24 protein-coding genes and 1 riboswitch are annotated in these 22561 nt (G+C 71.4%); of the genes, 18 read left to right on the forward strand and 6 right to left on the reverse strand.

The window, feature by feature from the left end; translation table 11 throughout:
* Positions 1-63 precede the first annotated feature (63 nt).
* The gene (locus AOJ26_RS03770; RefSeq protein WP_053846725.1) at positions 64-1281 is read left to right on the forward strand and encodes an ROK family transcriptional regulator; all 1218 of its coding nucleotides are present in this window, start codon (positions 64-66) and stop codon (positions 1279-1281) included.
* Here AOJ26_RS03770 and AOJ26_RS43305 read toward each other — a convergent pair.
* Complete coding sequence (locus AOJ26_RS43305) at positions 1257-1424, reverse strand: hypothetical protein (RefSeq protein WP_159044205.1); 168 nt, start codon at positions 1422-1424, stop codon at positions 1257-1259. The two genes, AOJ26_RS03770 and AOJ26_RS43305, sit on opposite strands and share 25 nt — an antisense overlap.
* Positions 1425-1624: 200 nt before the next feature.
* A riboswitch (FMN riboswitch) is annotated at positions 1625-1755 on the forward strand.
* A 147-nt stretch (positions 1756-1902) separates the two neighbouring features.
* Between AOJ26_RS43305 and AOJ26_RS03775 the strand changes: the two genes are divergently transcribed.
* The 9 genes from AOJ26_RS03775 (at position 1903) to AOJ26_RS03815 (ending at position 9202) form a co-directional block, all read left to right on the forward strand.
* Positions 1903-2508 (forward strand): riboflavin synthase, encoded by a 606-nt coding sequence (locus AOJ26_RS03775; RefSeq protein ID WP_053846726.1) that lies wholly within the window; start codon positions 1903-1905, stop codon positions 2506-2508.
* Positions 2505-3146: a nicotinamide mononucleotide transporter family protein gene (locus AOJ26_RS03780; protein WP_053846727.1), complete on the forward strand. Its 642-nt coding sequence runs from the start codon at positions 2505-2507 to the stop codon at positions 3144-3146. The genes AOJ26_RS03775 and AOJ26_RS03780 overlap by 4 nt, the downstream gene beginning before the upstream one ends.
* Entirely contained in the window at positions 3143-4432 is a 1290-nt protein-coding gene (locus AOJ26_RS03785) for a bifunctional 3,4-dihydroxy-2-butanone-4-phosphate synthase/GTP cyclohydrolase II (protein WP_053846728.1), read from the forward strand. The genes AOJ26_RS03780 and AOJ26_RS03785 overlap by 4 nt, the downstream gene beginning before the upstream one ends.
* A gap of 24 nt (positions 4433-4456) precedes the next feature.
* Positions 4457-4942, forward strand: coding sequence for a 6,7-dimethyl-8-ribityllumazine synthase (gene ribH, locus AOJ26_RS03790; protein WP_020138141.1), 486 nt, complete (start codon positions 4457-4459; stop codon positions 4940-4942).
* A gap of 34 nt (positions 4943-4976) precedes the next feature.
* On the forward strand, positions 4977-5249 hold the full coding sequence (locus AOJ26_RS03795) for a phosphoribosyl-ATP diphosphatase (protein ID WP_020117406.1): 273 nt from the start codon (positions 4977-4979) through the stop codon (positions 5247-5249).
* Positions 5250-5293: 44 nt separating this feature from the next.
* Positions 5294-6142 carry an ATP phosphoribosyltransferase gene (hisG, locus tag AOJ26_RS03800; protein WP_053846729.1) on the forward strand — a complete coding sequence of 283 codons (849 nt, stop codon included), beginning with the start codon at positions 5294-5296 and terminating at the stop codon, positions 6140-6142.
* A gap of 14 nt (positions 6143-6156) precedes the next feature.
* On the forward strand, positions 6157-6615 hold the full coding sequence (locus AOJ26_RS03805; protein WP_053846730.1) for a PH domain-containing protein: 459 nt from the start codon (positions 6157-6159) through the stop codon (positions 6613-6615).
* Between the two features lie 179 nt (positions 6616-6794).
* Complete coding sequence (locus AOJ26_RS03810) at positions 6795-8129, forward strand: hemolysin family protein (RefSeq protein ID WP_053846731.1); 1335 nt, start codon at positions 6795-6797, stop codon at positions 8127-8129.
* The gene (locus tag AOJ26_RS03815) at positions 8126-9202 is read left to right on the forward strand and encodes a hemolysin family protein (protein ID WP_053846732.1); all 1077 of its coding nucleotides are present in this window, start codon (positions 8126-8128) and stop codon (positions 9200-9202) included. The genes AOJ26_RS03810 and AOJ26_RS03815 overlap by 4 nt, the downstream gene beginning before the upstream one ends.
* A gap of 146 nt (positions 9203-9348) precedes the next feature.
* On the opposite strand, the gene AOJ26_RS03820 is transcribed toward AOJ26_RS03815, so the two are convergent.
* Positions 9349-11229, reverse strand: coding sequence for an AAA family ATPase (locus AOJ26_RS03820; RefSeq protein WP_053846733.1), 1881 nt, complete (start codon positions 11227-11229; stop codon positions 9349-9351).
* 432 nt (positions 11230-11661) lie between these two features.
* Entirely contained in the window at positions 11662-12369 is a 708-nt protein-coding gene (locus tag AOJ26_RS03825) for a uridine kinase family protein (RefSeq protein ID WP_234358432.1), read from the reverse strand.
* A 135-nt stretch (positions 12370-12504) separates the two neighbouring features.
* Here AOJ26_RS03825 and AOJ26_RS03830 point away from each other — a divergent pair, with 135 nt between their 5' ends.
* The 3 genes from AOJ26_RS03830 (at position 12505) to AOJ26_RS03835 (ending at position 14878) form a co-directional block, all read left to right on the forward strand.
* Positions 12505-13866 carry a peptidase C39 family protein gene (locus AOJ26_RS03830; RefSeq protein WP_053846735.1) on the forward strand — a complete coding sequence of 454 codons (1362 nt, stop codon included), beginning with the start codon at positions 12505-12507 and terminating at the stop codon, positions 13864-13866.
* 141 nt (positions 13867-14007) lie between these two features.
* Positions 14008-14148 (forward strand): SCO1431 family membrane protein, encoded by a 141-nt coding sequence (locus tag AOJ26_RS42660; RefSeq protein WP_107092806.1) that lies wholly within the window; start codon positions 14008-14010, stop codon positions 14146-14148.
* 67 nt (positions 14149-14215) lie between these two features.
* On the forward strand, positions 14216-14878 hold the full coding sequence (locus AOJ26_RS03835) for a TetR/AcrR family transcriptional regulator (RefSeq protein ID WP_053846743.1): 663 nt from the start codon (positions 14216-14218) through the stop codon (positions 14876-14878).
* Between the two features lie 102 nt (positions 14879-14980).
* Here the strand turns inward: AOJ26_RS03835 and AOJ26_RS03840 are convergent, their stop codons facing one another.
* Complete coding sequence (locus tag AOJ26_RS03840) at positions 14981-16213, reverse strand: glycoside hydrolase family 18 protein (RefSeq protein ID WP_053846736.1); 1233 nt, start codon at positions 16211-16213, stop codon at positions 14981-14983.
* Between the two features lie 343 nt (positions 16214-16556).
* On the opposite strand from AOJ26_RS03840, the gene AOJ26_RS03845 reads away from it, so the two are divergent.
* Positions 16557-17729 carry an acyl-CoA dehydrogenase gene (locus AOJ26_RS03845; protein WP_053846737.1) on the forward strand — a complete coding sequence of 391 codons (1173 nt, stop codon included), beginning with the start codon at positions 16557-16559 and terminating at the stop codon, positions 17727-17729.
* Here the strand turns inward: AOJ26_RS03845 and AOJ26_RS44100 are convergent.
* On the reverse strand, positions 17692-17925 hold the full coding sequence (locus AOJ26_RS44100) for a hypothetical protein (RefSeq protein WP_078959733.1): 234 nt from the start codon (positions 17923-17925) through the stop codon (positions 17692-17694). The two genes, AOJ26_RS03845 and AOJ26_RS44100, sit on opposite strands and share 38 nt — an antisense overlap.
* 169 nt (positions 17926-18094) lie before the next feature.
* Between AOJ26_RS44100 and AOJ26_RS44105 the strand changes: the two genes are divergently transcribed.
* The gene (locus AOJ26_RS44105; RefSeq protein WP_234358433.1) at positions 18095-18259 is read left to right on the forward strand and encodes a hypothetical protein; all 165 of its coding nucleotides are present in this window, start codon (positions 18095-18097) and stop codon (positions 18257-18259) included.
* A 10-nt stretch (positions 18260-18269) separates the two neighbouring features.
* Here the strand turns inward: AOJ26_RS44105 and AOJ26_RS03850 are convergent, their stop codons facing one another.
* Positions 18270-18704 (reverse strand): hypothetical protein, encoded by a 435-nt coding sequence (locus AOJ26_RS03850; RefSeq protein WP_053846738.1) that lies wholly within the window; start codon positions 18702-18704, stop codon positions 18270-18272.
* A gap of 268 nt (positions 18705-18972) precedes the next feature.
* Between AOJ26_RS03850 and AOJ26_RS03855 the strand changes: the two genes are divergently transcribed.
* The 3 genes from AOJ26_RS03855 (at position 18973) to AOJ26_RS03865 (ending at position 22473) form a co-directional block, all read left to right on the forward strand.
* A complete protein-coding gene (locus tag AOJ26_RS03855; protein WP_037714765.1) occupies positions 18973-19413 on the forward strand; it encodes an Lrp/AsnC family transcriptional regulator in 441 nt (146 codons plus the stop codon).
* Positions 19414-19530: 117 nt separating this feature from the next.
* Positions 19531-21126, forward strand: coding sequence for an amidohydrolase (locus AOJ26_RS03860; protein WP_053846739.1), 1596 nt, complete (start codon positions 19531-19533; stop codon positions 21124-21126).
* A gap of 552 nt (positions 21127-21678) precedes the next feature.
* Positions 21679-22473 carry a polyprenol monophosphomannose synthase gene (locus AOJ26_RS03865; protein ID WP_053846740.1) on the forward strand — a complete coding sequence of 265 codons (795 nt, stop codon included), beginning with the start codon at positions 21679-21681 and terminating at the stop codon, positions 22471-22473.
* Positions 22474-22561 lie beyond the last annotated feature (88 nt).

Below are 22561 nucleotides of genomic sequence, written 5' to 3' on the forward strand. Positions count from 1 at the left end.
ATCAGGAACCCTGCCTGATAGATAGCGCGTATCCGGCAGTGCGGATCTGAGAGGATTCCCGGCATGCCCGCATCCCCGAGCACCGCCCGGGCCATCAACGACCGGCTCGCCCTGCGCCTGCTCCAGCAGGAAGGCCCGCTGACGGCAGGGCAGTTGAAGCAGCTCACCGGACTGTCCCGGCCGTCCGTGGCCGACCTCGTCGAGCGCCTCGCCGCCGCCGGACTGATCGACGTGGTCGGGGAGTCGGGGGAGCAGCGCCGCGGCCCGAACGCGAAGCTGTACGGCATCGTGGCCGGCCGCGCCCACCTCGCGGCCCTCGACGTCCGCACCGAGGGCGTCTCCGTCGTCGTCTCCGACCTGCTGGGACGGGTGCTCGCCGAGGCCTCGGTGCCCATCGGCGAGGAGACCGGCACCGGGCCCGCCGTCGAGCAGGCCGTCGCCCTGGTCGAACGGGCGGCGAAGGAGGCGGGGGTGCCCGAGCTGCACACGGTCGGCATCGGCGCCCCCGGCCTGATCGACCCGGCCACCGGCGAACTCCGCGACTCCGGCGGGCTGCCCGCCTGGCACCGGCGCCTGGTGCTGGCGCTCCAGGAGCGACTCCCCGCGACCCGCGTCCACGTCGAGAACGAGACCAACCTCGCGGCCCTGGCGGAACAGCGCGAGGGCACGGCCCGGGACCGGGACACCTTCGTCCTGCTGTGGCTCGGCCACGGCACGGGCGCGGCCGTCGTCCTGGACGGCACCCTGCGCCGGGGCGCGTCGGGCGGCACGGGCGAGATCGGGTTCCTGCCGGTGCCGGGCACGACGGTCCTGCCCTCGGCCCTGGACTGCGAAGGGGGCTTCCACTCCCTGGCGGGATCGGCGGCGATCGTGGAACTGGCGGGGCGGCACGGGCTGACGGCCGGGGCGGAGGGCTCCGAGCCACCGGCCGCAGGCGTGGTCCGGGAAGCGGTGGCCGGCGCCGCGACGGAGTTCCTCGACGCCCTCGCGGACCGCCTCGCCGTGGGAGTCGCCGCGGTCGTCGCCATCCTCGACCCCGGATGCCTGGTCCTGGGCGGCGAGGTGGGGCAGGCGGGAGGGGAGGACCTCGCGGCCAGGGTGGAGCGACGGGTCCGCCGTATGTCACCGCTGCCCACCGAGGTGCGGGCGAGCGCGCTGGGAGGCGGGGCGGTGCTCCGGGGAGCCCTGCTCACGGCGAGGGAGAGGGCTCAGGACGAGGTGTTCGCGCCCCTCCCGGGGTCCGGGACGCTGCCCGGTCAGCCTCCGGTGACCCGCACGTAGTCCTCGAACGCCCGCTTCCCCACGGCCCGTTCGGGCCCGCAGCCGCCCGGGCCGCCCTGGATCGTCGGGGTCGACAAGGTGCCGTTCCCGTACGCGTCCTGGCGGGCGAAGGAGACCCGGCGGCGGGCAAGGGCCGTCGTCACCGCCGCCGGGCCCGTCTCTACGGGTTTCCACGCACGGCGACCCTAAAAAGGACTAGACCATTTCGTCAATGGATCTGCGCCAACCGCCCGTTGAGGAACCGGCCGCCGCACAAGTCCATCCACGTCGCCTGTGAGCCACCCCACACCCTTCGCCTGTATGGACGTCGATCAGGCGTGGCAGACTGGCTCTGTACCAGAAGCAGCGCACTCCGGGGTCGGTGAAAGTCCGAACCGGCGGTTACAGTCCGCGACCCGACCGCTTCCAGCGGCCGGTTGACCAGGTGAAATTCCTGGACCGACGGTTAAAGTCCGGATGGGAGGCAGTGCGCGGCGGGCGGGCATTCGTGCGCGCCGCCGTATCCGTTCGTCCTGAGGGACGAGTGCGTCCGGCGTCGCCCCCGGTGTTCCCGCTCGTTCATTCTGTCGTCATCGACAGCCCCGGAGTCCGTGCCCGAATGAGGCAGGGAGGACCCGGGAAGTGTTCACCGGAATCGTCGAAGAGCTGGGCGAGATCACCGCCGTCGAGAACCTCGGCGACGCCTGTCGCTTCCGACTGCGCGGCCCCGTCGTCACCGAGGGTGCGAAGCACGGGGACTCCATCGCCGTCAACGGCGTCTGCCTCACCGTCGTCGACCACGAGGGCGACGAGTTCACCGCCGACGTCATGGCCGAGACCCTCGACCGCTCCAGCCTCGGCGCCCTGGGCGTCGGCTCCCGCGTCAACCTGGAGCGGCCCACCGCCGTGGGCGCGCGCCTCGGCGGGCACATCGTGCAGGGCCACGTCGACGGCACCGGCGAGATCCTGGAGCGCAAGCCCTCCGAGCACTGGGAGATCATCAAGATCTCGCTGCCCGCGGACCTCTCCCGCTATGTCGTGGAGAAGGGCTCCATCACGGTCGACGGCATCAGCCTCACCGTCGTGGACGCGGGCCCCGACTACTTCACCGTCAGCCTCATCCCCACCACCCTCGCCCTGACCACGCTCGGCCTCAAGCAGCCCGGCGCCCCGGTCAACCTCGAGGTGGACGTCGTCGCCAAGTACGTCGAGCGCCTGCTCGCGAGCAGTCAGGGGGCGGGCAAGTGAACTCCCTCAACACCGAGGCCTTCACCCTGTTCGGCCAGCACATCCTCTGGTCGGACATGATCGGCAACATCCTGGGTCTCATCGCCCTCGCCCTCGGCTGGCGGCGCAACCTGTGGAGCTGGCCGGTGCAGTTCGCCTCCGGCCTCATCCTCTTCGGCGCCTTCTACGGCCACCTCACCGGCAGCGCCGGCAAGCAGGCCGTCGTGATGGTCGTCGCCCTGTACGGCTGGTGGCAGTGGAACCGCAACAAGGGCCAGTCGGGCGACGGGCACATCGCGCCCCGCTTCGCCACCTGGCGTGAGCGCGGTGCCCTGGTCGGCGCCGCCGCCGTCGGCACCGTCGCCGTCGCCCTGCTCTTCAAGGCCTACCCGACGCTGTCCTGGGACCCCTGGCCGGACGCCTACATCTTCATCGGCACCGTCGTCGCCATGTACGCCCAGGCCCGCGGCATGGTCGAGTTCTGGTTCGCCTGGCTCCTCGTCGACCTCGTCGGCGTCCCGCTGAACTTCGCCAACGGCTACGCCTTCTCCGGCTTCGTCTACGTCATCTACGGCGCGCTCGTCCTGTGGGGCATGCGCGACTGGTGGCTGCGCTCCCGCGAGTCCGCGCGGCCCGTCATGGAAGGAGCGCCGGCATGACCGCCGCACCCATCTTGTACAGCACCGACGGGTTCGAGGACTTCGCGCTGGACCCCGTCGAGCAGGCCATCGCCGACATCGCCGCCGGCCGGCCCATCGTGGTCGTCGACGACGAGGACCGCGAGAACGAGGGCGACCTGGTCGTCGCCGCCGAGAAGGTCACGCCCGAGATCGTCGCCTTCATGATGAGCGAGTGCCGCGGCCTGATCTGCGCCCCCATGGAGGGCGGTGAACTGGACCGGCTCAAGCTGCCGCAGATGGTCGACGACAACACCGAGTCGATGAAGACCGCGTTCACCGTCTCCGTGGACGCCTCGGGCGCCCACGGCGTGACCACCGGCATCTCGGCGTCGGATCGCGCGACCACGCTCCGGCTCCTGGCGAGCGGCGGCGCCGAGCCCACCGACTTCGTCCGCCCCGGCCACATCTTCCCGCTGCGCGCCAAGGACGGAGGCGTCCTCACCCGCAATGGCCACACCGAGGCCGCCGTCGACCTGGCCCGCCTCGCGGGCCTGCGCCCGGCGGGCGCGATCGTGGAGATCGCGGGCGAGGACGGCCGGATGCTCCGCCTGCCCGAGCTGATCCCCTTCGCCCGCAAGCACGGCCTGACGATCATCTCGATCGAGGACCTGATCGCCTACCGCCGCAGCAGCGAGCCCGCGGTCCGCCGCGAGGCCCAGACCCGGCTGCCCACCGCCCACGGCACCTTCACCGCGTACGGCTACCGCTCTACCGTCGACGGCGTCGAGCACGTCGCCCTCGTCCACGGCGAGATCGGCGACGGCGAGGACGTCCTGGTCCGCGTCCACTCCGAGTGCCTCACCGGAGACGTCTTCGGCTCCCTGCGCTGCGACTGCGGCCCCCAGCTCGACGCCTCCCTGGAGCGCATCCAGGCCGAGGGCAGGGGAGTGGTGGTCTACCTGCGCGGCCACGAGGGGCGCGGCATCGGCCTGCTGTCCAAGCTGCGGGCGTACGAACTCCAGGAACAGGGCCACGACACCCTCGACGCCAACCTGGAACTCGGCCTGCCCGCCGACGCCCGGGACTACGGAGCCGGCGCGCAGATCCTGGAGGACCTCGGTGTCCGCAGCCTGCGCCTGATGACCAACAACCCCGACAAGTCCGACGCCCTCCTGCGGCACGGCCTCAAGGTCACAGGCCGGGAGCCGATGCCCGTCCAGGCGGGCGAGCACAACCTCCGCTACCTGCGCACCAAGCGGGACCGGATGGGCCACGACCTTCCCTGGCTGGACACCGCCCCGGTGTCCACCTGCAGCAACCAGTAAGCACTTCGAGGAGAGTTCGAGAACGTGAGCGGCAAGGGTGCACCGGAGCTGTCCGTACGCAACGTGGGCGACCTCAGGGTCGCCGTCATCGCGGCGCAGTGGCACGAGAAGGTGATGGACGGACTGGTCGACGGCGCCCTGCGGGCCCTGCACGACCTGGGCATCGACGAGCCGACCCTCCTCAGGGTCCCCGGCAGCTGGGAGCTCCCGGTCGTCGCCAAGGTCCTCGCGGGCCGCGGCTACGACGCGATCGTCGCCCTCGGTGTCGTCATCCGCGGCGGCACCCCGCACTTCGAGTACGTGTGCCAGGGCGTCGTCCAGGGCCTCACCCAGGTGTCCGTGGAGACCGGCGTCCCCGTCGGCATGGGCGTCCTCACCTGCGACACCGAGGAGCAGGCCCTGGACCGGGCCGGCCTGGAGGGCTCCAACGAGGACAAGGGGCACGAGGCGGTGACCGCCGCGGTGGCCACGGCGGCCACCCTCCGCTCAGTATCTGAACCGTGGCACTAGGTGGTCCGGGCTTACGCGTAAAGTGGGCGCCACCATGTCCAATAAGACGTTCGAGGAGCTCTTCACCGAGCTCCAGCACAAGGCCGCCAACGGCGATCCCGCCACCTCCCGCACCGCGGAGCTGGTCGGCAAGGGCGTCCATGCCATCGGCAAGAAGGTCGTCGAAGAGGCCGCCGAGGTCTGGATGGCCGCCGAGTACGAGGGCAAGGAGGCGGCCGCCGAGGAGATCTCGCAGCTGCTCTACCACGTCCAGGTGATGATGGTCGCGCGCGGCATCTCCCTCGACGACGTCTACGCCCACCTGTAAGCCGTTCGCCGCACCCACCCCTCAGAGCAAAGGAAGCCGACCTCATGCTGCGCATCGCCGTCCCCAACAAGGGTTCCCTGTCAGGACCTGCGGCGGACATGCTGCATGAGGCCGGCTACCAGCAGCGCCGCGAGTCCAAGGAACTGCGGATCGTCGACCCGGTCAACGACGTGGAGTTCTTCTACCTCCGCCCCCGGGACATCGCCATCTACGTCTCCTCCGGCCAGCTCGACATCGGCATCACCGGCCGGGACCTGCTGGTCGACTCCGGCGCCGACGCCGAGGAGATCCTCCCGCTCGGCTTCGCCCGCTCCACCTTCCGCTTCGCGTCCAAGCCGGGCACCGCCAACGGCGTCGAGGACCTCAAGGGCAAGACGGTCGCCACGTCCTACGAGGGGATCGTCGCCGGACACCTCGCCGAGAACGGCATCGACGCCGCCGTCGTCCACCTCGACGGCGCGGTCGAGACCGCCATCGAGCTCGGGGTCGCCGAGGTCATCGCGGACGTCGTCGAGACCGGCACCAGCCTGCGCAACGCGGGCCTGGAGGTCTTCGGCGAGCCCATCATGAAGTCCGAGGCCGTGGTCGTCCGCCGCACCGGCGCCGACGGCGAGGACCCCAAGGTCCAGCAGTTCCTGCGCCGCCTCCAGGGCGTGCTCGTGGCGCGGACGTACGTGATGATGGACTACGACTGCCGCGTCGAGCAGCTCGAGAAGGCCGTCGCGCTCACCCCGGGCCTCGAGTCCCCGACCGTCTCCCCGCTGCACAACGAGGGCTGGGTCGCCGTCCGCGCGATGGTCCCCGCCAAGGAGGCGCAGCGGATCATGGACGACCTGTACGACATCGGCGCACGGGCCATCCTGACGACGGCCATCCACGCCTGCCGGCTGTGAGGGAAGTACCGCAGATGTCCTCCGAACCGCCCACCCTCCCCGTCACCTTCCGGCCGGGCCGCACCCGTGCCGTGCTGATCAGCGCGGGTGTCGCGATCTTCGTGACGATCACGGTGATCGCGCTCCTGCTGGAGCAGCTCGGTCCCGGCGAACGCCTGAGCTTCATCCTCACGGCGGCCCTGCTCGCCGGTGTGCTGTTCCTGCTGGCGAGGGTGAAGGTCGTCGCCGACGAGTCCGGTGTCACCGTCCAGAACATCGCGGGCCGGCGGCATCTGGAGTGGGCCGAGATCATCCAGGTGAACCTCCGCCCGGGCGACCCGTGGGTGTTCCTCAACCTCAGCGACGGCACCAGCCTGCCGGCGCTCGGCATCCAGCCGGGCATCGCGAAGCAGCAGGCCATCGCCGACGCCAAGGCCCTGCGGGCACTCGCCGAGGCCCGTTCCACAGCCCGCACCGACGAAGATCAGGGCTGACTCAGGGGCTTCCACCCTGCCGCAGTCGCCCGTGTCTTGATTAATCTGTTGGCGGAGGCGTTTTCACCGCGCCTCCGCCTCTCGTTGTTCCTGCTACCCGAGGAGTGACTCCCTCCAGCGATGGACGGATCGTCCTGTAGTACCTGCGCCGCCCCCTCCCGGCATACCGAGGCGGCGGCATGACCATCCCCCTGCTGCTCCTGGCAGCGGCGTTCCTGCTGATTCTCGCCAACGGCTTCTTCGTGGCGGCCGAGTTCGGCCTCGTCACCGTCGAGGCCACCGACGCCGAGAAGGCCGCCGCGGAAGGCGACCGACGGGCCCGGCGGGTCGCCGAGTCGCTCAAGGAGCTGTCGTTCCAGCTCTCCGGCACCCAGCTCGGCATCACCATCACCTCCCTCGTCGTCGGCATGCTCGCCGAACCGGCGCTCGCGGAACTCCTGCACGGCCCGTTCACGGCCGTCGGCGTCCCCGAGGGCGCGGTCTCCGGGGTCGCCGTCGTCGTCGGCATGCTGCTGGCCTCGGCCGTGCAGATGGTGATCGGCGAACTCGTGCCCAAGAACTGGGCGGTGTCCAAGCCGATGCAGGTCGCCCGCTTCGTCGCGGGCCCGCAGCACGCCTTCGCCCGGCTGTTCCGCCCGGTGATCGCCGCGCTGAACGCGGTCGCCAACCGCCTGGTCCGCGCCCTCGGCATCGAACCCGCCGAGGAGCTGGCCTCCGCCCGCACCCCCGGCGAGCTGGTCTCCCTGGCCCGCCACTCGGCCCAGGCCGGCGCCCTGGAACAGGACACCGCGGACCTCTTCGTGCGCACCCTGTCCCTCGGTGAGCTCACCGCGCAGCACGTCATGACGCCGCGCGTGAAGGTCAGCTCGCTCCAGGCCTCGGCCACCGCCGAGGACGTCGTCAACCTCACCCGTGCCACCGGACTGTCCCGCTTCCCCGTCTACCGGGAGAAGATCGACGAGATCGTCGGCATGGTCCACCTCAAGGACGCCCTGGCCGTGCCCGTCCAGGACCGGCTGCGCACCCCCGTCGGCCGGATCGCCCGTCCGGCGCTGCTGGTGCCCGAGACCCTCCCGGTCCAGCCCCTGCTGGCCCGGCTGCGCAGCGAGCAGCCCATCGCCGTCGTCGTCGACGAGTACGGCGGTACGGCCGGCGTGGTCACCCTGGAGGACATCGTCGAGGAGATCGTCGGCGAGGTCCGCGACGAGCACGACGGTCAGGACGTCCCCGAGCTCGTCGCCGCCCCGCCCGAGGACGGCCGCCTCGCCTGGGACGCCGACGGCAGCTGCCGGGTCGACATCCTCCAGCGCATAGGCTTCGACGTGCCCGAGGGGCCGTACGAGACCGTCGCCGGGCTGGTCGCCGACCTGCTCGGCCGTATCCCCGCCGTCGGCGACCGGGCCGAGCTGCCCGGCTGGCGGCTCACCGTCCGCCAGGTCGGGCACTACCGCGCCGAGCGGGTCCGCCTGGTGCGCACCGTCCCCGCGGTCAACGTCATGGAGGCCGCCCGATGAGCGTGCTCCAACTCCTCTTCGCTGCCCTGCTCGTGCTCGCCAACGGCTTCTTCGTCGGCGCCGAGTTCGCGCTGGTCTCGGTGCGCCGCAGCCAGATCGAACCGCTCGGCACGGCACGCGCCCGCCAGGTCCTCTACGGCCTCGAACGGCTCCCCCAGATGATGGCGGCGGCCCAGTTCGGCATCACGGTGTGCTCGCTGACGCTCGGCGCGGTCGCCGAACCGACGGTCGCGCACCTGCTGGAGCCGGTCTTCGAGTGGATCCACCTGCCGCACGGCATGATCCATCCGCTGGGCTACGTCATCGCCCTGGCCGCGGTCGTCTTCTTCCACCTCGTCATCGGCGAGATGGTCCCGAAGAACCTCGCCATGGCGGCCCCGGAGAAGGTCGCCCTGTGGCTCAGCCCCGGCCTGGTCTGGTTCGCCCGCTTCTGCAGGCCGATCACCATCGCCCTCGGCGCCTGCGCCCGGGGCATCCTGCGGCTCTTCCACGTCGAGCCCAAGGACGAGGTCGAGGCGGTGTTCACCAGCGAGCAGCTGAACCGGCTGGTGGAGGACTCCGGCCAGGCGGGCCTGCTGGACCCCGAGGAACAGGAACGCCTGGAGGACGCGCTGGAACTGGGCTCGCGCCCGGTGACGGACGTCCTGCTCAAGCGTGAGTCCCTGGTGACGGTGCGGCCCTCGGTGACCCCGGGCCAGATCATCGAGCTCACCGGCCGTACCGGGTACTCACGCTTCCCGATCGCCGCGGAGAACGGCGCCTTCATGGGATACCTGCACGTGAAGGACGTACTGGACCTGGAGGACTCGCAGCGGGCGGTGCCCCAGCAGATCTGGCGGCCGATGACGAAGCTCCGCTCCGACCTGCCGCTGGACGACGCGCTCACGGTGATGCGGCGGGCGGCGACCCACCTCGCTCAGGTGGCGGACGGGTCGGGCAAGGTGCTGGGTCTGGTCGCCCTGGAGGACGTACTGGAGCTGCTGGTGGGAGAGGTCCGGGATCCTGCGCACCGGGAGCTGCCGGAGGTCCGGGTCACCGAGCCCCGAAGCAGCGAGGAGGCGTTGGCGTCGTAATTCGTCGGCTGCGGCCGAGTGGGGGCTGACCGCGCAGTTCCCCGCGCCCCTGAGTGGGTGCATGCAATGTCTGCCCAGCTGCACCCACTGCTTTCAGGGGCGCGGGGAACTGCGCGACAAGCCCCCACCGGCCCGCGGCCGACGAACTACATCGCCGAAGGGTCCTGCGGCCCCCGCCCCGACAGGACCTCCCCGTACGCCTGCATCAGATCCGGCAGCCGCAGTGTCGACAAGTCGTCCCGCGTCGGCATCCCCGGGTACGTCGACAACCGAAGATCCCGGTACGCGCAGCTCTTCTCGTACAGCGTCCGCAGGAACCGCCCGTTGCCGAGCTCGTCGATCCACCCCTGGTCCACCACGTGCCCGGCGATGGAGCGCAGCTCGTCCAGCGCCTCCTCGTCCCAGGCGTCGCCGTTCTCCGCCGCCAGCACCTCGCCGATGGAGGTGAGTTCCAGGGGGCGGTAGGACGGGAAGTCCACGCGGGTCGTGAAGCGGGACGACAGACCGGGGTTCGCGGCCAGCAGGCGGTCCATGCCCTCCGGGTAACCGGCGAGGATCACGACCAGGTGGTCCCGGTTGTCCTCGGCCCGCTTCAGCAGGACCTGGAGCGCCTCGTCGCCGTACGCGTCGCCCTTGCCGTAACCGGAGTTGGAGAGCGAGTACGCCTCGTCGACGAAGAGCACCCCGCCGAGGGCCGAGTCGATCAGTTCGTTCGCCTTGACCGCCGTCTGGCCGAGGTACTCCCCTACCAGGTCGGCCCGCTGCGCCTCCACCAGATGGTCGCCGCCGAGCAGCCCGAGGGCGTAGAAGACGCGGCCCAGGATGCGGGCCACCGTGGTCTTGCCCGTGCCGGAGGGTCCGGAGAAGACGAAGTGACGTTTGGGCGGCTGCACCGGCAGGCCCTGCCCGGCGCGCAGGCGGGCCATGTTCAACTGGGCGGACAGGGCCTTGACCTGGCGCTTCACGGGCTCCAGCCCCACCATGCGCTCCAGTTCGGTGAGCGCCTCCTCCAGTAAGACGGGATCGGTCGGCCCCGCGGGCAGCGGCCCCGCGTGCAGCGGTCCCGCGGGCGGGCCGGACCTCTCGCGGCCTGTCGGATCGGTCATCGAGGGCAGCGGACCGGCTGGCGGCGGCTCCGGATCGGAGAGCTTCAGCTCCCGTCCCTCGACGCCGAAGAGCGGCTCGATCCCGTCGGGCCCCTCCAGCACGTCCTGGCCGAACCCGGTGAGCGTGATCGCCGCGAGGTCGGCGGGGTCGTCGTACCCGTCGCCTTCGGCGATCGCGGCGAGCCGGGCCGAGGTGTCCATGAAGGCGGGGTCGACGCGGTGCACGGCCCGGTAGAGGGGGAGCGCGGCGGCGGAGCGGCCGGTCCCCTCGTGCGCCCGGGCCAGCCAGTAGCGCAGCTCCTTGCGCTGGGGCTGTTCGCTGCGGCAGCGCATGAGGGCCGCCGAGAGCAGGGGCTCGGCCTGTCCGTACATCTCCAGGCGGACCCGGGCCATGCCGCCGAACAGGCCGGCCTCGATGCCGAGCATGGGGTCGTCGATCAGCGGGTCGGTGTGCCGGACCAACTGCTCCCAGTCCTTGACCAGGTAGGCGCGGCAGGCGTGCAGGAACCGGACCTGGTGGTCGGTGTCCACCGGGGGCAGTCCCGCGAGGGCCCGGTCGAGCTCGGGGACATGGCGTCCGTCCAGCCAGTGCGAGGCGTGCGCGAGCAGCAGGTCACGCGGGCTCTCCAGCACCGGTTGCACCCACCAGCCCAGCCAGTACCAGGAGTTGAGGGTGCGCCGGTGCCGGGCGCGCTGTTCGCCGAAGCGTTCGCGGTGCCGGAACATCCTGAGCAGCGCGGTCGTCGTGTCGACGCGCAGCGCGTGCAGTCCGAGCCAGCCGTCGGCCATCCCGGGGTCGATCCGCACCGCGGCCCGGAACTCCTCCTCGGCCTGCGGATAGGCGCCCATCGTGTAGGCGTCCACACCTCGCAGCCAGGCGAGGTCGGCCGGGGCCTCGGGACCCTGCGTGCCGAAATCCATCACGTCCCCCACAAACCGTGCCCCCGTGGTTTCACCACCGGGCCGACGCCCGGTGGCCGACTTCGTCCAACCGCTGTGCCGCGGACCGGAGTTGCAACGGTGCGCAGAGCAGTCGTCCGTAGGTCGCACCGAGGGCATCGTACCTGCGGTGGTGTCGCCCGCCGTAGGGTGCCGCACAGGCCGTTTGGCGAGGTGGGAGCAGATGAGGCGCACCGGGGGCGGTGACCGAGGGTGAGCGAATCGCGGCTCACAGCGTCCGGAAACCCGGGTGAGGGCAGAACGAAGCCCCCGATCACGGGGGAACAACCGGGGGCTTCGCGACTGCGGGCGACCTCGAACGGCCGCTCATTGAGAACGTAAGACCTGTACGGCCCCTCGGTCAAGCGGAGTTGGGCGACTGAGGCAAGTTCCTACTGGCGGGTCTTCACAGGTTCAACACATCGCCGCTGGACCGTCACCGTGGGTGACACCGTGGTCCGGTCCAATGGTCCCGGCGGGCCCGTTGGTGATCGCGTATCTCTCCCTGCACTGCCGTACCAGGAGGTCGGCGAAGGGCCGGGAGGGGTCTTCGGCGAAATGCCGCTGTTCCGCCACGACCCAGCGGTCCCAGAAATCCCGCAGTTCCGATCCGTCCCGGGAACGGCCGCGCGCCCAGGACTCCTCGCGGGGCAGCTCCATCCACAGCAGCCGCGCGAGGTGCGGCCGCAGTGCGCGCCGGCCGGCGCCGACCCCTTCCAGGAGGATCACCGGTGCGGGCGGCAGAGCGCGGGGCCGCCCGAAGCGGCGGGCGTGCCAGTCGTAGACGGCGTAGTGCGCGGTCTCGCCGCGGGCGAGCGGAGTGATCACCTCGTCCAGCAGCCGCCCGGTCCAGTCGAACAACTCGTCGTGGCTGGCGATGTCGTCGAGGTGCAGCACCGGCGCGCCGCCGAGGGCGTCGGCCAACTGACCGCAGAACGTGGACTTCCCGGAACCGGCGTGCCCGTCGATACCGATCAGACGGACCGGGCCGCAGGACGGCGGGAGCCGGCGGAGCCGGGAGGCGAGGTCGTGCACGATGTTCCTGAGGGCCGGGCGGGCGGGGCGCGGCCAGTCTAGTGACGGCCCGGCGCCGCTCGGCGGAACCACGGCTTCCCAGGTCATGCCAGTGGACCAGACCAATATTCGTGGGCGTGGCATGGGCCGAAGTGCTGGCAGGAGCATGCCGCCTCATCCATAGTTGGCGCACAACCGTGCATTGGCCCGCCCCGAATCGGACACCTGGGGGTCTTCCCGCCCATGAGCAGAGCCGAACAGCCGTCCCGCAGAACCGTTCTGGCCGTCGCGGTCGCCGCCGCGGTGGCAGGCACCACGGGTTCCGCGACCGCCGCCGGCCACCCGGCCGTCGCGGAATCCGACGAGACCGCCGGCCGCCCGGTCGACAACCACGCCTGGACCACCTACAGCGACTGGCGCGCAGGCACCGCGAGCGGCACCCGCGCCGTCGCCGGGAGGCGCCCCGGTGTCGTGATCGGCGCTCCCGCCGGGACCACCGAGTACACCGACCCGCACACCGGGACCACCGCCACCTGGGAGTACGCGACCTGGACCTCCCCGGTCCACACGCTCACCGTGCCCTCGACCGAGGTGATCGCCTCCTGGAACGCGCACACCCCGGCCGGCACCTGGATCCAGATCGAACTCCAGGGGACCTACTCCGACGGCACGGCCACCCCCTGGTACGTGATGGGCCGCTGGGCCGCCGGTGACGGGGACATCAAGCGCACCTCGGTGGACGACCAGACCGACGACAAGAGCTCGATCTGGACGGACACCTTCGCGATCGACGACCCGTCGACCGGCCTGCGCCTGGCCTCGTACCGACTGCGGCTGACCCTGTACCGCAGGCCCGGCGCGAAGAACACGCCGACGGTCTGGCGGCTCGGCGCGATGGGCTCGGACGTCCCGGACCGCTTCACCGTCCCGGCCTCCACGCCCGGTCTCGCCAAGGAGCTGATCGTCCCGCGCTACTCGCAGGAGATCCACAAGGGCCAGTACCCGGAGTACGACAACGGCGGCGAGGCCTGGTGCAGCCCCACCTCCTCGCAGATGATCATCGAGTACTGGGGCGGCCGGCTCACCGAGGAGCAACTGGCCTGGGTCGACCCGTCCTACGCCGACCCGCAGGTCTGCCACGCGGCCCGCTACACGTACGACTACCAGTACGCGGGCTGCGGCAACTGGCCGTTCAACGCGGCCTACGCGGCCACCTTCAAGGACCTCCAGGGCGTGGTGACCCGGCTCGGCTCGCTCACCGACCTGGAGACCCTGATCGCGGCCGGCATCCCGGCCATAACGTCCCAGTCGTTCCTCAAGGAGGAGCTGACGGGGGCCGGTTACGGCACTTCGGGCCACCTCATGACGGTGATCGGCTTCACCGCCGAGGGCGATGTGATCGCCAACGACCCGGCCTCGCCGAGCGACGAGGCGGTGCGGCGCGTCTACAAGCGGCGCGAGTGGGAGAACATCTGGCTGCGCACCAAGCGCTACAACGCCAGCGGCAAGGTCGTCTCCGGCACCGGGGGCGTCTGCTACCTGTACTTCCCCGCCTGCCCGACCCCGCGCCAGCGCAAGGCGCTCGCGGCGGTGGGCGTGCGCTGAACCGGCCCTGGAGCGGCCCCCGGCATCCGCCGGGGGCCGCTCCGCTGTGACCAAGGTCTCGGCCGCAAAAGCCGCCAGGAGTGGCAAGGTGGACGGATCGGCGGGGGAGTCCACTAGTACATCCGAGATCAGCGAGACGCCATGACCGCACACTCTGCCACCGCCGCCCGCGCCCGTACCGGCGGCCCCGAGGACCACGGTCCGAAGATCCTCGAACATGTCGCGGGCTGGACCCTCGTCGCGGTGATCGCGATGCTCGTCACGCAGCTCGGTCTCCTGTGACCTGATCCACAAGTCACCTGCCATACTGCGGATGTCCCGCCGCCAGCCCGAGACCAGGGGCGAAAACTTGAATATCAGTGATCAGCGTGAAGCCGCCCGGCTACGGGCCCGCGGCACCGAGCGCTCGGTTGCGCGCCGCGCCGAACTCATCGCCATCGGGCGGAAGTTGTTCGCGGACACGTCCTACGACGCGCTCTCCATGGACGACATCGCCAAGCAGGCGCATGTCGCCAAGGGGCTGATCTACTACTACTTCCAGTCCAAGCGGGGCTACTACCTGGCGATCATCCAGGACTCCGTGGCGGACCTGGTCACCTACGCGGCGAGCGGCCTGGAGATGGAGCAGGTGGACCGCGTCCACCGCACCCTGGACAGCTATCTGCGCTACGCCGAGCACAACCAGGCGGCCTACCGCACGGTCGTCAGCGGCGGGGTCGGTTTCGACGCCGAGGTGCACGCCATCCGGGACGGGGTGCGCGACGCGATCGTCGCGACCATCGCCGAGGGGGCGTACGGCCGTACCGACATCTCCCCGCTGGCCCGCATGGGCCTGCTCGCCTGGGTGTGCAGCGTCGAGGGCGCCACCCTCGACTGGATCGACCGCCCGCCCCAGCTCTCCCGCGACACCATGCGCGACCTCCTGGTGAAGACGCTCGGCGCGTCGATGCGGGCCATCGAGGAACTGGACCCCGCCTACCCGGCCCCGGAGCCGGCCCGTCGCGGCGACTGACCCCCCGACGGGCGGTGCCCGGGACCCGGCGAGGGGCGGAGGCTCGTGGTCCCCCGCCCCAAGTCCCCCCGTGGGGCCGGTCAGTTCATGACCCGGCCCCGGCTAGTTGATCGCCTTGATCAGCTCGCCGCCCGAGGTGTCCCCGCTCAGCTCCCAGAAGAAGGTGCCGCCCAGGCCCTGCTGGTTCTTGTACGTCATCTTCGTCGCGATGGTCGCGGGGGTGTCGTAACTCCACCAGTTGTTGCCGCACTTGGCGTACGCGGTGCCGCCGACCGTCCCCGTCGCCGGGCACTTGGTCTTGAGCACCTTGTAGTCGTCGATGCCCTGCTCGTAGGTGCCCGCCGCCGGACCCGTCGCGGTGCCGCCCGGTGCCGACTGGGTCACGCCGGTCCAGCCGCGGCCGTAGAACCCGATGCCGAGGAGCAGCTTGGAAGCCGGGATGCCGAGACCCTTGAGCTTGTCGATGGTCGCCGAGGTGTGGTAACCGGCCCTGGGAATGCCGGAGTAGGAGTTCAGCGGCGAGTGCGGGGCCGTCGGTCCTGCCGCGTCCCAGGCGCCGAAGTAGTCGTACGTCATCGGGTTGTACCAGTCGACGTACTGGGCCGCGCCCGCGTAGTTCGCCGCGTCGATCTTGCCGCTGGCCGTGGCGTCCGCGGTGATCGCGGCCGTCACCAGCGAACCGCTGCCGAACTTCGAACGCAGCGCCGCCATCAGGTTCTTGAACGCCTCCCGGCCACTGGTGTCACAGGTGTTGCCGCAGGCGTTCGGGTACTCCCAGTCGATGTCGATGCCGTCGAAGACGTCGGCCCACTTGGAGTTCTCGACCAGGTCGTAGCAGGACTGCGCGAACGCGGCGGGGTTGCGGGCGGCCTCACCGAAACCGCTCGACCAGGTCCAGCCGCCGAACGACCAGAGGACCTTCAGGCCCGGGTGCTTCTTCTTCAGCTCGCGCAGCTGGTTGAAGTTGCCGCGCAGCGGCTGGTCCCAGGTGTCCGCGACGCCGTCCACGGACTCGGCCGCCGTGTAGGTCCGGTCGGTCGCCGCGTAGGCGTCGCCCATCGCGCACTTTCCGCCGGTGACGTTGCCGAAGGCGTAGTTGATGTGGGTCAGCTTCGCCGCGGAGCCCGAGGTCTCGATGTTCTTGACGTAGTACTTGCGGTCGTAGGTGCCCCATTCGGTGAAGTAGCCGACGACCTTGGAGCCGGCCGCCTTCGCCTGGGGAGTCTCGGGGGTCGCGGTGGCGCTGCTCGCGCCGGCCAGCAGGCCCGCGCCGAGGACCGCGCAGCACGCGGCGGAGACGAGCGCCCGGAAGCGGGTGCGGTGGGGAATGTGCATCGGTGTCTCCTCGTGGGGGAGAGGGGAACGCCAGCCGATTGGCATGAACGCGGTAACGCGTTGCCGGAACAGTAGGAGGACTAGACCACCACGTCAATGGTTCGGACCAATCCCGGGTCGATTCGAGGCCGGTTGCCGGTGCGCTGGGATATCTTGAAGTAAGCGGTCGTTAACCAGTGACCGGGTGTCTCCTTTCGGGCATACTCACAGGGCGCAGCCGCTGGTCAGCAGCTTCCGAGACCCGGGAGACGCGAGCAGCGACCGGCGTCCAGTGAGACCGGCGGAGCCGCCCCACCCCACGGCGCGCGTCCGCCAGCGCCCCAACAGGGAGGAGAGCGTCGCCATGCCCGACCGCGCCCCGCAGCCGGTGGACCGGCAACTGCCCACGGACGAGGCCCGGGATCTGATCTCGCTCGTCCGCGACATCGCGCACCACGAGATCGCCCCGAAGGCGGCCGAGGAGGAGGACGCCGGGCACTTCCCGCGCGAGGTCTTCACCCTGCTCTCCCGGACCGGACTGCTCGGTCTGCCCTACGACTCCGAACACGGCGGCGCCGACCAGCCGTACGAGGTCTACCTCCAGGTCCTCGAGGAGCTCGCCGCGGCCCGCCTCACCGTCGGCCTCGGCGTCAGCGTGCACACCCTCGCCTGCTACGCGCTCGCCACCTACGGCACCAAGGAACAGCAGGTCGAGCATCTGCCCGCGATGCTCGGCGGCGGACTGCTCGGCGCCTACTGCCTCTCCGAGCCGTCCTCCGGCTCGGACGCGGCCTCACTGCGCACCAGAGCCGTCCGGGACGGCGAGGACTGGGTGATCACCGGCACCAAGGCGTGGATCACCCACGGCGGGGTCGCCGACTTCTACACGGTCATGGCGCGCACCGGCGAGGAGGGCCCGCGCGGGATCACCGCGTTCCTGGTGCCCGCCGACGCGGACGGCGTGAGCGCCGCGGCGCCGGAGAAGAAGATGGGCATGAAGGGCTCGCCCACCGCCCAGGTCCACTTCGACGGGGTGCGCGTCCCGGACGCGCGCCGCATCGGCGACGAGGGGCAGGGCTTCGCCATCGCCCTCTCCGCGCTCGACTCGGGGCGGCTCGGCATCGCGGCCTGCGCGATCGGCGTGGCCCAGGCGGCCCTCGACGAGGCGGTCGGCTACGCGACCGGGCGACAGCAGTTCGGGCGGCCGATCGCCGACTTCCAGGGGCTGCGCTTCATGCTCGCCGACATGGCGACCCAGATCGAGGCGGGCCGGGCGCTGTACCTCGCGGCGGCGCGGCTGCGGGACGCCGGACGGCCCTTCGCCAAGCAGGCGGCCATGGCCAAGCTGCACTGCACCGACACCGCGATGAGGGTCACCACCGACGCCGTCCAGGTCCTCGGCGGGTACGGCTACACCGCGGACTTCCCGGCCGAGCGGTACATGCGCGAGGCCAAGGTCCTCCAGATCGTCGAGGGCACCAACCAGATCCAGCGGATGGTCATCGCCCGTCACCTGGCAGGTCCGGAGACGCGCTGAACTGACCGGGCCTGACCTGCGGCGCCGCGAGCCGTACCCACTCCGGGTCGTGGCGCCCCGGCAGCGTGCGCCCGCCGCTCGCCCAGGTGCGCATCAGGTCCCGGTAGATGGGCGGGTCCTGGGGCGGCGGTGGGGCCGGACGGTAGCGCGGGTTCGACGGAACCGATTCTGCGACCGGTGCATACGTACGGTTCATACCGGGGCAACGCGGAAGCCGGTGGCCGGGTCACGGTGCCCGCAATCGAGCGTGAGTTCACGGACGTCCCGCCGGGCGCCGCGGTCTGACGTACCGTCAGCGAACCGCCTACGAGGGCAACGGGCCGCATGCCGAGCGCGAACACCTGTGGGCGGCCACGATCGGGCTGTTGGCCCGCCTGCACGCCTGCTACGACTGGGCGGTCGCCGGACTCGCCCGCTCACCCCTCGTCGAGGCGGCGTTCGAGCGGCTGGCGGTACCGGCTGACCCGGACACACTGATCCTGCACCACGGCGGCCTGCGGGCCATGGTGCAGGGCAGCTACGGGGGTTGAGCGAGACCGCTCAGGCGGCCTGGCGGCGCATCACCGGCACCCGCATGGGACGCGAACCGGGGCCACCGACGTGCGAGAACGGCTGGGTCCGCCAGTCGAGCCCCTGAGGGAGCGTCAATAGCAGGGCGGTGTCCTGCTCCTGGGGCTGGGCCGACTCGTCCGCCGACCGGGCCTCGGAGGCCTTGCGGCCCGTACCGGCGCAGACCGTGAGGCCGAACGGGTTCCACGGCGAGGCGCACAGCGCGTGCTCCGGCAGCACCTCCTCGTCCGCCAGCAGGGCGATGGGCTGCGCGCAGTCCGGGCAGATCACCCGGTACATCTCGAAGGTGTCGTACGCGTCGAACTCCTCGTCGAGGGCGTCCGGTTCGACGCCCTCCGGCTGGGACTCGACAACTGCCTGGAGACGCTTGGGCGCGGTACGACCAGGACGCTGAAGACTCTGCATTGGGTTCTCCCCCTCGGGCTGGGCCGTGAAGGCGCTGCGGCCTCGACCACAGCAAGCACTTCCCGCCCCGTCGCGGCGGTAATCACGAGAACATCACGGAGGCCCTCGCCGGGGTGTGGCCTTCGTCACATGCCCCTCGCAGATGCCCCGGGCGGTCGCTTTCTCCCCCGGACGGCTCACGGGCGCCGCTCGGTCACATCACGAACCGGGCATGACCTGGGCCGCTCAGGTATCCGAGGAGATCAGGCGCACTGTAGGTTCTTGCGCCATGGAGGAGCTGGACCGACAGATCGTGCAGCTGCTCGTCAAGGACGGGCGGATGAGTTACACGGACCTGGGCAAGGCCACGGGTCTGTCCACCTCGGCCGTGCACCAGCGGGTGCGACGGCTGGAGCAGCGGGGTGTCATCCGCGGGTACGCCGCGGTGGTCGACCCCGAGGCGGTGGGCCTGCCCATGACCGCCTTCATCTCGGTGAAACCGTTCGATCCCAGCGCCCCCGACGACATCGCGGACCGCCTGAAGGGCGTCCCCGAGATCGAGGCGTGCCACAGCGTGGCGGGCGACGAGAACTACATCCTGAAGGTGCGGGTGGCGACCCCTCACGAGCTGGAGGAGCTGCTGGCGCGCCTGCGGTCGCTGGCGGGTGTCTCGACCCGCACCACGGTCGTGTTGTCCACCCCGTACGAGGCCAGACCGCCGCGCATCTGATCCCACGGGTGCCACGACTCCTCAGGGCGCGGGGACCCGTGTGACCGGCCACGACGCACCGGCGCCGACCGTCGACCCGCACCCGTGCGGTGCGAAGCCCCCTGCGAAACTGTCCCCATGAGTGAACCGAAGACCGTCCTCCTCCGCCGCGGCGAGGTCCACAGCCCCGCCGACCCGTTCGCCACGGCGATGGTCGTGGAGCGGGGCCAAGTCGCCTGGGTCGGCTCGGAGGGCGCCGCCGACGCCTTCGCGGACGGTGTCGACGAGGTCGTGGACCTGGACGGCGCTCTGGTCACCCCCGCGTTCACCGACGCACATGTGCACACGACCGCCACGGGTCTCGCGTTGACGGGCCTGGACCTGTCCGACACGCCCTCTCTGGACGCGGCCCTGACTCTCGTACGGGAGTTCGCCGCCGCCCGCCCCGACGACTCCGTCCTCCTGGGGCACGGCTGGGACGCCGCCCGCTGGCCCGGCAACCGCCCGCCCACGCGCGCGGAGCTCGACGAGGCCACCGGCGGCCGTCCCCTCTATCTGAGCCGCATCGACGTCCACTCGGCGGTGGTGACGACGGCCCTGCTCGACATGACCTCCCTCGGAGCGGTGGACGGCCCCCTCACCGCCGACGCCCACCACGCGGTCCGCGCCAAGGCCCTCGGCTCGGTGTCCCCGGCCCAGCGTGTGGAGGCACAGCGCGCCGCACTCGCCCGCGCCGCCTCCCTCGGCATCGGGACCGTTCACGAATGCGCAGGCCCCGAGATCTCCTCGGAGGACGACTTCACGGGCCTGCTGCGGCTGGCCCGTGAGGAGCCCGGCCCGCGGGTGGTCGGCTACTGGGCCGAGCAGGGCGACGAAGGGGTGGCCAGGGCGCGTGAGCTCGGCGCGCTCGGCGCCGCCGGTGATCTCTTCGTCGACGGGGCCCTCGGCTCCCACACCGCGTGCCTGCACGAGCCGTACGCCGACGCCGGCCACACCGGACTCGCCTACCTGGACGCCGACGCCGTGGCCGCCCATGTCACCGCCTGCACCGAGGCGGGCCTCCAGGCCGGCTTCCACGCCATCGGGGACGCGGCCGTGACCGCCGTGGTCGAGGGTGTCCGGGCCGCCGCTGAGAAGCTCGGCCTCGCCCGCGTCCGGGCCGCCCGGCACCGCGTCGAGCACGCCGAGATGCTCACCCCCGAGGCCGTCGCCGCCTTCGCCGAGCTCGGGCTGACCGCCTCCGTCCAGCCCGCCTTCGACGCCCTGTGGGGCGGCGAGGACGGCATGTACGCCCGGCGCCTGGGCCGGGAGCGGGCGAGCCGGCTCAACCCCTTCGCGGCCCTCCTGCGGGCCGGTGTCCCGCTCGCCTTCGGCTCCGACAGCCCCGTCACCCCGCTCGACCCGTGGGGCACGGTCCGCGCCGCCGCCTTCCACCGCACCCCCGAACACCGCGTCTCCGTGCGCGCCGCCTTCACCGCGCACACCCGCGGCGGCTGGCGGGCCGTCGGCCGGGACGACGCGGGCGTCCTGGTGCCCGGCGCCCCCGCGGACTACGCGGTGTGGCGCACCGGCGAACTGGTGGTGCAGGCCCCCGACGACCGGGTGGCCCGCTGGTCCACCGACCCGCGCTCCGGCACTCCCGGCCTGCCCGACCTGAGCCCGGGCCGTGACCTGCCCGTCTGTCAGCGGACCGTGGTCGGCGGACGGACGGTCTTCGTACGGCCGGGCGAGTGATCTGTGGGGGTGGCGCGGTACCGGTCGCCCGCCGACCCGCTGTCGCGCGACCTGCGCATCCTCCGCCCTGACCAGGGCTTTGACGGAAGATCCGCAGGTCAAACGACTGTTGACAGCTGACGGCAGGAGGCGGGTAGGTTCGGCCGGGTCCACCACCGGACGCCCGACCGGGGAACCTCCGCCCAGTCGTCGCAGCGCCGCTGGGTCAGGGACGGTGTGCCGCACCGGAGCACCGCCACTGGGAGCCAGGCTCAGCGCTCGCGCCACGGCGAGGGAACGTTCCGTCCGGCCGGGGAGGTGTGACCCGGGTGGGGCCCGGGCGCTCAGTAGACAACGGCTTTCGGTCGACCCGCAGCCAGCGGGCCCCAGGTCGGCCCGAAGGGCGCCGGGCCCCCATCCGCAGCGGGAGCGGAGGATTCCGCCAAAACGGCCAAAACTCCTAGCCTTACCCCGCTCTTGTGGAAACGACACCAGCATACGAACGCCTTGTCACGTCATCGCAGGCCGTGCGCACTATGGTGGACGCCTGCGCGATGACTCGAAGGGGCAGCGGTGAACGAGGGCGACGGGACCCACACGGGCCAGGAGAGGCGATTCGGCCCGCTCGGCACGGCGTTGGTGATCATTCCGACCTACAACGAGGCGGAGAACATCAAGGCCATCGTCGGCCGGGTGCGCAAGGCCGTCCCGGAGGCGCACGTCCTCGTGGCCGACGACAACAGCCCCGACGGCACCGGCAAGCTCGCCGACGAACTGGCCGTCGAGGACGACCAGGTCCACGTCCTGCACCGCAAGGGCAAGGAGGGCCTCGGCGCCGCCTACCTCGCGGGCTTCCGCTGGGGCCTGGAGCACGACTACGGCGTCCTGGTCGAGATGGACGCCGACGGCTCCCACCAGCCCGAGGAACTGCCCCGCCTGCTGACCGCCCTCAAGAGCGCCGACCTCGTCCTCGGCTCCCGCTGGGTGCCCGGCGGCCGGGTGGTGAACTGGCCCAAGTCCCGCGAGGTCATCTCCCGCGGCGGCAGCCTCTACTCGCGCGTCGCCCTCGACCTGCCCCTGCGTGACATCACGGGCGGCTACCGCGCCTTCCGCCGCGAGACCCTCGAGGGCCTCGGCCTCGACGACGTGGCCTCCCAGGGCTACTGCTTCCAGGTGGACCTCGCCCGCCGTGCGGTCAAGGCCGGCTACCACGTCGTCGAGGTGCCGATCACCTTCGTCGAGCGCGAACTCGGCGACTCCAAGATGAGCCGCGACATCCTCGTGGAGGCCCTGTGGCGGGTCACCACCTGGGGCGTGGGGGAGCGGGTCGGCAGGCTCACGGCGCGCGGAAAGCGCGCACAGCCGTAGCCCCAGGACCCCGCGGGCGCGGTTGATCGGTCCCTTATGCCGTGCTGAGCCGCGCCCAGGCACACTGGACGCATGACGACAGGCACCC

Source organism: Streptomyces sp. NRRL B-24085 (assembly GCF_001282115.1).
Classification (GTDB): domain Bacteria; phylum Actinomycetota; class Actinomycetes; order Streptomycetales; family Streptomycetaceae; genus Streptomyces.